This is a genomic window from Pantoea sp. sgz302252, assembly GCF_047713085.1.
Classification (GTDB): domain Bacteria; phylum Pseudomonadota; class Gammaproteobacteria; order Enterobacterales; family Enterobacteriaceae; genus Scandinavium.
This window is the reverse complement of the sequence record NZ_JBLFJW010000045.1, coordinates 21,679-27,969: the sequence shown is the minus strand read 5'-3', so window position 1 is coordinate 27,969 and position 6,291 is coordinate 21,679. Positions and strand designations below refer to the sequence as shown.

At 52.6% G+C, this 6,291-nt stretch carries 7 protein-coding genes and 1 other annotated feature; of the genes, 5 read left to right on the top strand and 2 right to left on the bottom strand.

Features of this window, described 5'->3' with window-relative positions:
* Positions 1-207: 207 nt before the first annotated feature.
* Complete coding sequence (locus ACLW56_RS23170; protein WP_330984163.1) at positions 208-1,143, top strand: IS110 family transposase; 936 nt, start codon at positions 208-210, stop codon at positions 1,141-1,143.
* A gap of 212 nt (positions 1,144-1,355) precedes the next feature.
* Positions 1,356-2,174 carry a sugar-phosphatase gene (gene yidA / locus ACLW56_RS23165; RefSeq protein ID WP_330986014.1) on the top strand — a complete coding sequence of 273 codons (819 nt, stop codon included), beginning with the start codon at positions 1,356-1,358 and terminating at the stop codon, positions 2,172-2,174.
* A gap of 32 nt (positions 2,175-2,206) precedes the next feature.
* Here the strand turns inward: yidA and ACLW56_RS23160 are convergent, their stop codons facing one another.
* Positions 2,207-3,268: an FAD-binding protein gene (locus ACLW56_RS23160; RefSeq protein WP_330986013.1), complete on the bottom strand. Its 1,062-nt coding sequence runs from the start codon at positions 3,266-3,268 to the stop codon at positions 2,207-2,209.
* 80 nt (positions 3,269-3,348) lie between these two features.
* Here ACLW56_RS23160 and ACLW56_RS23155 point away from each other — a divergent pair, with 80 nt between their 5' ends.
* Positions 3,349-4,572 carry a DUF3748 domain-containing protein gene (locus tag ACLW56_RS23155; protein ID WP_330986012.1) on the top strand — a complete coding sequence of 408 codons (1,224 nt, stop codon included), beginning with the start codon at positions 3,349-3,351 and terminating at the stop codon, positions 4,570-4,572.
* 1 nt (position 4,573) lies between these two features.
* On the opposite strand, the gene ACLW56_RS23150 is transcribed toward ACLW56_RS23155, so the two are convergent.
* Entirely contained in the window at positions 4,574-4,906 is a 333-nt protein-coding gene (locus ACLW56_RS23150; RefSeq protein WP_330986011.1) for a YceK/YidQ family lipoprotein, read from the bottom strand.
* 244 nt (positions 4,907-5,150) lie between these two features.
* Positions 5,151-5,225 (top strand) — a sequence feature (ROSE (Repression Of Heat Shock gene Expression) occurs in the 5'-region of heat shock genes and acts as an RNA thermometer to modulate expression.).
* On the opposite strand from ACLW56_RS23150, the gene ibpA reads away from it, so the two are divergent.
* Both ibpA and ibpB read left to right on the top strand, forming a co-directional pair.
* Complete coding sequence (gene ibpA, locus ACLW56_RS23145) at positions 5,219-5,632, top strand: small heat shock chaperone IbpA (protein ID WP_330986010.1); 414 nt, start codon at positions 5,219-5,221, stop codon at positions 5,630-5,632. Its footprint overlaps the feature before it by 7 nt.
* A gap of 113 nt (positions 5,633-5,745) precedes the next feature.
* A complete protein-coding gene (gene ibpB, locus ACLW56_RS23140; RefSeq protein WP_330986009.1) occupies positions 5,746-6,174 on the top strand; it encodes a small heat shock chaperone IbpB in 429 nt (142 codons plus the stop codon).
* Positions 6,175-6,291 lie beyond the last annotated feature (117 nt).

Sequence of the window (6,291 nt, the reverse complement as noted above, 5' to 3'; positions counted from 1 at the left end):
CCCTTGTATGTTTAAAGTCACTTCAGTTACCCGTCATCAGGCGGGTACACTGTCACTGTGTTTGACCTGATGTCACAGCCTGTCCACCCTCTGGGCCTGTAAGCCCGCGGGAGAGCTTCTGGCGTGACATCAGCTTTCCTGTAAACCCGAACAGCTGCCAGGGCGGCCGATGCCAGCCCGTATCTTACAAGGCCGGGAGACATGAAAATGACCGAATATTCTTTCGTCGGCGTCGATATCGCCAAAGAGACTTTTGACGTATTTATCAGCCCGTCAGGCCAGTTCCTGCATCTGGAAAACACGCCTGCCGGACATCAGCAACTTCTTGCGCAACTGACGCCGCTGAACATCAAACTTGTCGTGATGGAAGCCACCAGTCGCTACCACAACCTGCTGGCTGTCACCCTTGAACTCGCGGGTGTCCCGGTTGCTGTTGTGAACCCCAGACAGGTTAAAAACTTCGCCCGGGCCCTCGGGACGCTGTACAAAACAGACCCGAATGATGCGCGAGTCATCTGCGAGTTCGGCCGCCGGATGGAGCCGGATATCCGGCCAGCACCGGATGAGCAGACTCAGCGCCTGGCCATGATGGTGGCACGTCGCCGCCAGTTAGTGGATAACCGGACAATGGAGCAAAACCGCTATGGTACCTGCGATGATGAGCTTATCCGGATGGGCATCAGGCGGCACATAGACTGGCTCAACGGAGAGATAAAAGGCACGGATGACGACATAGACAGGCAGATACGGGTCATGCCGCTGTGGCGGGAGAAAGTGAAGTTACTGGAAGAGGTCAAGGGAATAGGGAAGACAACGATGGCGGTACTGTTGTCGATGCTGCCGGAGCTGGGGCAACTGAGCCGTCGAAAAATCAGTGCACTGGTGGGCGTGTGTCCGTACGCGCATGACAGCGGAAAGATGAAAGGAAAGCGATGTATCTGGGGCGGTCGAAGTGCAGTGAGGGCAGCGCTGTATATGGCGACGCTGTCAGCGGTGCGTCACAACCCGGTGATAAAGGCGTTCTTTGAGAGACTGAGAGCGAAAGGGAAAGCGTTTAAAGTCGCGATGACGGCATGTGTGAGGAAACTGGTGACAATCCTGAACGCAATGCTGAGAGATAATGCAAAATGGGTGGCAGGTTAGCTGCCACCGGTTGACTTTAAACACAGCTGCTCTCCCTTAAGGGATGGGGGAAACCTGCCAGAGCCCGGTCAGCACTAGCGCCACCGGGCTTTTCTTTATCCAAAAGAGGAAAACCCAACCCGATTCCATCCCCCTTTTCCCCTGACTCTTTTGCTGTTTTTTGAGCTAAATCGCGTTAGCATGAGTAAGAACTCACTTATCCCGGGGACCTTATGGCTATCAAACTCATTGCAATCGACATGGACGGAACATTGCTACTGCCTGACCACACCATCTCTTCTGCGGTTAAACAGGCGATTGCTGCGGCGCGTGAACGCGGCGTGAAAGTTGTCCTGACCACTGGTCGCCCCTATGCTGGTGTTCACAGCTATCTGAAAGAGCTGCATATGGAGCAGGAAGGCGACTACTGCATCACCTATAACGGTGCGCTGGTACAGAAGGCCAGCGATGGCAGCACGGTGGCGCAAACGGCGCTGAGTTATGATGACTATCGCTATCTGGAACAACTTTCCCGTGAAGTGGGTTCGCATTTCCACGCACTGGATCGCAACACGCTTTACACCGCTAATCGTGATATCAGCTACTACACTGTGCATGAATCTTACGTCGCCACCATCCCGCTGGTGTTCTGTGAAGCAGAAAACATGGCGCATGATAGCCAACTGCTGAAAGTGATGATGATTGACGAACCAGCGATTCTGGATCAGGCGATTGCCCGTATTCCGGCGGAAGTGAAAGAGAAGTACACGGTGCTGAAAAGTGCGCCGTACTTCCTCGAAATCCTCGATAAACGCGTGAATAAAGGGACAGGTGTGAAATCTCTGGCGGACACGCTCGGTATCAAACCGGAAGAGATCATGACCCTTGGCGACCAGGAAAACGACATCGCGATGATCGAATTCGCGGGGATGGGCGTCGCGATGGACAACGCGATCCCGTCGGTGAAAGAAGTCGCCAACTTCGTCACCAAATCTAACCTGGAAGACGGTGTTGCTTACGCGATCGCGAAATTTGTGCTGAATGTGGATTAAAATGTGCCAGCCGCCTGTTCCGGGCGGCTGATTTAACGGTTCAGCGGGATATGCTGAATACCGCTTTTCATCAACAACCCCCTCAAGACGGGCGTGGTCAGCAAGCGGCTTTTGACGATCTTACTCAGTAATTTCAGGCGCAGCTTAAGGGTTGCTTGTCGGTATTGCCGATTCAGGGAACCCTGGCCCTTCGCGAGTACGCGGCTTACTATTTCAGCACTGTCGAGTGCATAGCTAATACCTTCCAGAGAGCTGGGGCTAATAAAGCCCGCCGCTTCGCCAATCAAAAACGCATTATCTTTCCCACACACGAAATCCCCCCAACGTGATGGGTATAACACCGTGCATTTTTCTTTTTTCACTGCTTCACCGAACTGGAAACCCTGGTCAGCCATTTTTTGCTTGAGAGCTTCATAATTCTCATTGCTGGTTTTCATCGGAAAGGCGCCGCCAAAAATAAAGTAGCCGTCTTTGCTGATGCTCCATGAGTAACAGTCAGTTACCGTGTTATCAAAAAGGCAGGAGTAAAAAGGTACAGGGTGCTTATCGACAAACCATTCCTGAATAGAAACGTATTTACGGATGTGGTGATCGGGATATAAATGGCGGCGAACCAGTGAGTTTGCCCCATCCGCGCCGACCAGATAGCGTGAGGTGATTTCTTGTTCCCTACCGTCAGACACAAAAACAAGATGCCACAAATCGCCATCAAACCAGATTTTTTTGCACAGGGAATCATGATAAACGCTGACATTATCCGGGATCAGGGATTTCATCCATAAATCGAAGGCGTGGCGATCAAGATTGACGTAACAGCGTTGATAAATTCGCGTGAGTCCGGACTGGAGATCCATTGTTCGGACGCTGAAAATTTGCGGATTAGCAATGACCTGAACAGGCAGCGGAATATCAGCGCGAATAAATGCACGCTGTGCATCGGGTGCCAGTAATCCACCACAGGGTTTGGTAAAGCCTTCTGTACCGGTTTGCTGTTTTTTATCAAACGCGATAATGCGCATTTTTCCCGCTAATTGACGAGCTAGCGCCGCACCGGCCGGGCCTAACCCCACAATTGCCAAATCGTATGTCTCCATTCCATCCTCGTTGGTTGTCTGATGGGTTTGGCTTTTACTATCCTGTATCCTGAAATCATATCACTGGTTCAGGACATTCCATGAAACAAATCACTTTTGCCTCCCGCCATCATCAGCTCACTAACACCCGAACCTGGACTCCCGACAGCCAATGGCTGGTGTTTGACGTTCGCCCTTCCGGTGCCTCGTTTACCGGGGAAACTATCGAGCGTGTGAATGTTCAAACTGGCGAAACTGAAGTGATTTATCGTGCAACCGATGGCGCTCACGTGGGCGTTGTCACGGTGCATCCTGATGAAGAACGCTACGTATTTATTCATGGGCCGGAACACCCCGACTCAATCTGGCACTATGATTTCCATCATCGCCGTGGCGTCGTGACCTGCGCCGGGGAAATCCGCAATCTGGATGCCATGGATATCACACCGCCATTCACATCAGGCGCATTGCGTGGTGGCAGCCACGTTCACGTCTATAGCCCGAATGGCAAAGCGGTCAGCTTCACGTACAACGACCATGTGCTGCATGAATACGACCCCACACTGGATTTACGTAATGTGGGCGTAGCGGTGCCGTATGGCCCGGTGACGCCTGCGGGGAAACATCCACGTGAATATGCAGGCAGTCACTGGAGTGTGTTAGTCAGCCAGACAACCGCTTCGCCACAGCCGGGGAGTGATGAGATCTCTCGTGCCTATGAAGAAGGTTGGGTCGGCAATACGCATCTGGCTTTTATCGGCGATACCCTGTCGAAAAGCGGCGAGAAAGTGCCTGAGTTGTTTATTGTCGCCCTGCCAGAAGATGAAACAGGCTGGAAACGGGCTAGGGAAGCGCCATTGTGCGGAACAGAAAGCACTATGCCAGCGCCGCCAGCGGGCGTGGTTCAACGTCGTCTGACATTCACCCATGATAACGCCTTTCCAGGGCTGGTGAACGTGCCGCGACATTGGGTACGTTGCAATCCACAGGGCGACAGCATTGCGTTTCTGATGCGGGATGAAGAAGGTGTGGTGCAGCTCTGGCTGATTTCACAGGACGGAAGCGGACTACGGCAGTTGACGACATGCAGCGGCATTCAGTCGGCGTTTAACTGGCATCCTTCAGGCGAAAAGCTGGGATTTGTGCTGGAAAACCGCATAGCGGTCTGTGATACCCAAAGCGGAGAAATTCGCTTTTTGACCGCCGATCATGAAAACCCGCCTTCAGCGGATGCGGTCGTGTTTTCTCCGGATGGGCGATGGATTGCCTGGATGCAGGAAACCCATGGCTATCGTCAGCTATGGGTTACAGCGTCTGCTGGATAAATTAGTGAGAAGGCATGGCGGCCGGTGGGATCACGGCGTTCATGGCCTGATTGTCTTTCTCGCTTTTTTCGACGCGAGATCTCACCGAGTTATCTTTGCGGAATAAATCCCACGGCAGCAGTAACGTGTCCGCCACGGCGGTGAACGGCATATCGAGAGCGACCAGCGTTTTGGTGCCCCAGTTGGTGTCGTCATCGCCTATCATCTCAGCGCTGGCGCGGGTGCCAGGATAAGTCCCCTCTTTGCCGCCGGTATGCGACATCACGCTGGAGCACCCCACCAGCAACATCATCCCTGAACAAAAAACAGGTATCAAAAGCGTATTTTTCATCATGCGTTATCATCATTGTCGGCACGCGGAGTGCCTCTCTTGTCGGGTTATAACGGCCCGCTGAAAAAATGAATAGTCCGGAAACAGCGCTCTGTGGCGCTTGTCGCACTTTCACATCCTGTGTCGTACTCCAGTCTATGCCCTGTGCTGAAAAGTGCAAAAAAAGTAAGACTCCTGCCCTTGATAAACGTTCCACTGAACCCACTTAAAGAGTGTGGCCCGATAACGAACATGCCTGATGGGTGTTCGGGGTGATAACGACCTGTCCATTGTGGAAGGTCAGTAAATTCTCGCTGATTTCAGGAGCTTTTCAGTATGCGTAACTGCGATCTTTCCCCGCTGTACCGTTCTGCCATTGGTTTTGACCGTCTGTTCAACCTGCTGGAAAATAACCAGAGCCAAAGCAACGGCGGCTACCCTCCGTATAACGTTGAGTTGGTGGACGAAAATAACTACCGCATCGCTATCGCTGTAGCAGGGTTTGCCGAGAGCGAACTGGAAATCACAGCCCAGGACAATCTGCTGGTGGTTAAAGGGTCCCATCCGACCGAGCAGAAAGAGCGCACTTACCTCTATCAGGGCATCGCCGAACGTAACTTCGAGCGTAAATTCCAGTTAGCCGAAAATATTCAGATTAAAGGCGCAAACCTGGTGAACGGGCTGCTCTACATCGACCTGGAACGCTTCATTCCGGAAGCGAACAAACCGCGTCGTATCGAAATTAACTAATTCTGTGCAGGCGGTTTGCGTCGCCTGATATCAACCGCCCTGGCTTGCCGACAGGGAGCCGTTGTGAGTGAAAACTCGCAGGGCCAAACTCGCTTCTTAGAAGGAGAAATACCATGCGTAACTACGATTTAACCCCGATGCTGCGTCAGTGGATTGGCTTCGACAAACTGGCTAACGCGATGCTCAATACCGGTGAAACCCAAGGGTTCCCGCCCTACAACATCGAAAAGAGCGACGATAACCACTACCGTATCACGCTGGCACTTGCAGGTTTCCGTCAGGAAGATTTGGACGTGCAGCTTGAAGGGACACGCTTGAGCGTGAAAGGCACGCCGGTGAAGCCGGAAACCGAAACGAAATGGCTGCATCAGGGCCTGGTCACTCAACCGTTTACCCTGAGCTTTACCCTTGCTGAGCATATGGAAGTGACGGGCGCAACGTTCACCAACGGGTTGCTGCATATCGACCTGACCCGTAATGAGCCAGAAGCCATCGCCCCACAACGTATCGCCATCAGCGAACGCCCGGCGTTAAACAGCTAACGTAGTCGATTCATACCCTCCAGTTCCCAGGCCCCGTATTGACGGGGCCTCAGATTGCTGACAAAGAAGGAAAAAGCGTGGTTTTTCCTTCTTTGTGGTGAGCAGCCGAAAATCAAT

Coding starts and splice junctions, on each gene's coding strand:
- ACLW56_RS23170 (WP_330984163.1), top strand. CDS start 208: ATGACCGAATATTCTTTCGTCGGCGTCGATATCGCCAAAGAGACTTTT.
- yidA (WP_330986014.1), top strand. CDS start 1,356: ATGGCTATCAAACTCATTGCAATCGACATGGACGGAACATTGCTACTG.
- ACLW56_RS23160 (WP_330986013.1), bottom strand. CDS start 3,268: ATGGAGACATACGATTTGGCAATTGTGGGGTTAGGCCCGGCCGGTGCG.
- ACLW56_RS23155 (WP_330986012.1), top strand. CDS start 3,349: ATGAAACAAATCACTTTTGCCTCCCGCCATCATCAGCTCACTAACACC.
- ACLW56_RS23150 (WP_330986011.1), bottom strand. CDS start 4,906: ATGATGAAAAATACGCTTTTGATACCTGTTTTTTGTTCAGGGATGATG.
- ibpA (WP_330986010.1), top strand. CDS start 5,219: ATGCGTAACTGCGATCTTTCCCCGCTGTACCGTTCTGCCATTGGTTTT.
- ibpB (WP_330986009.1), top strand. CDS start 5,746: ATGCGTAACTACGATTTAACCCCGATGCTGCGTCAGTGGATTGGCTTC.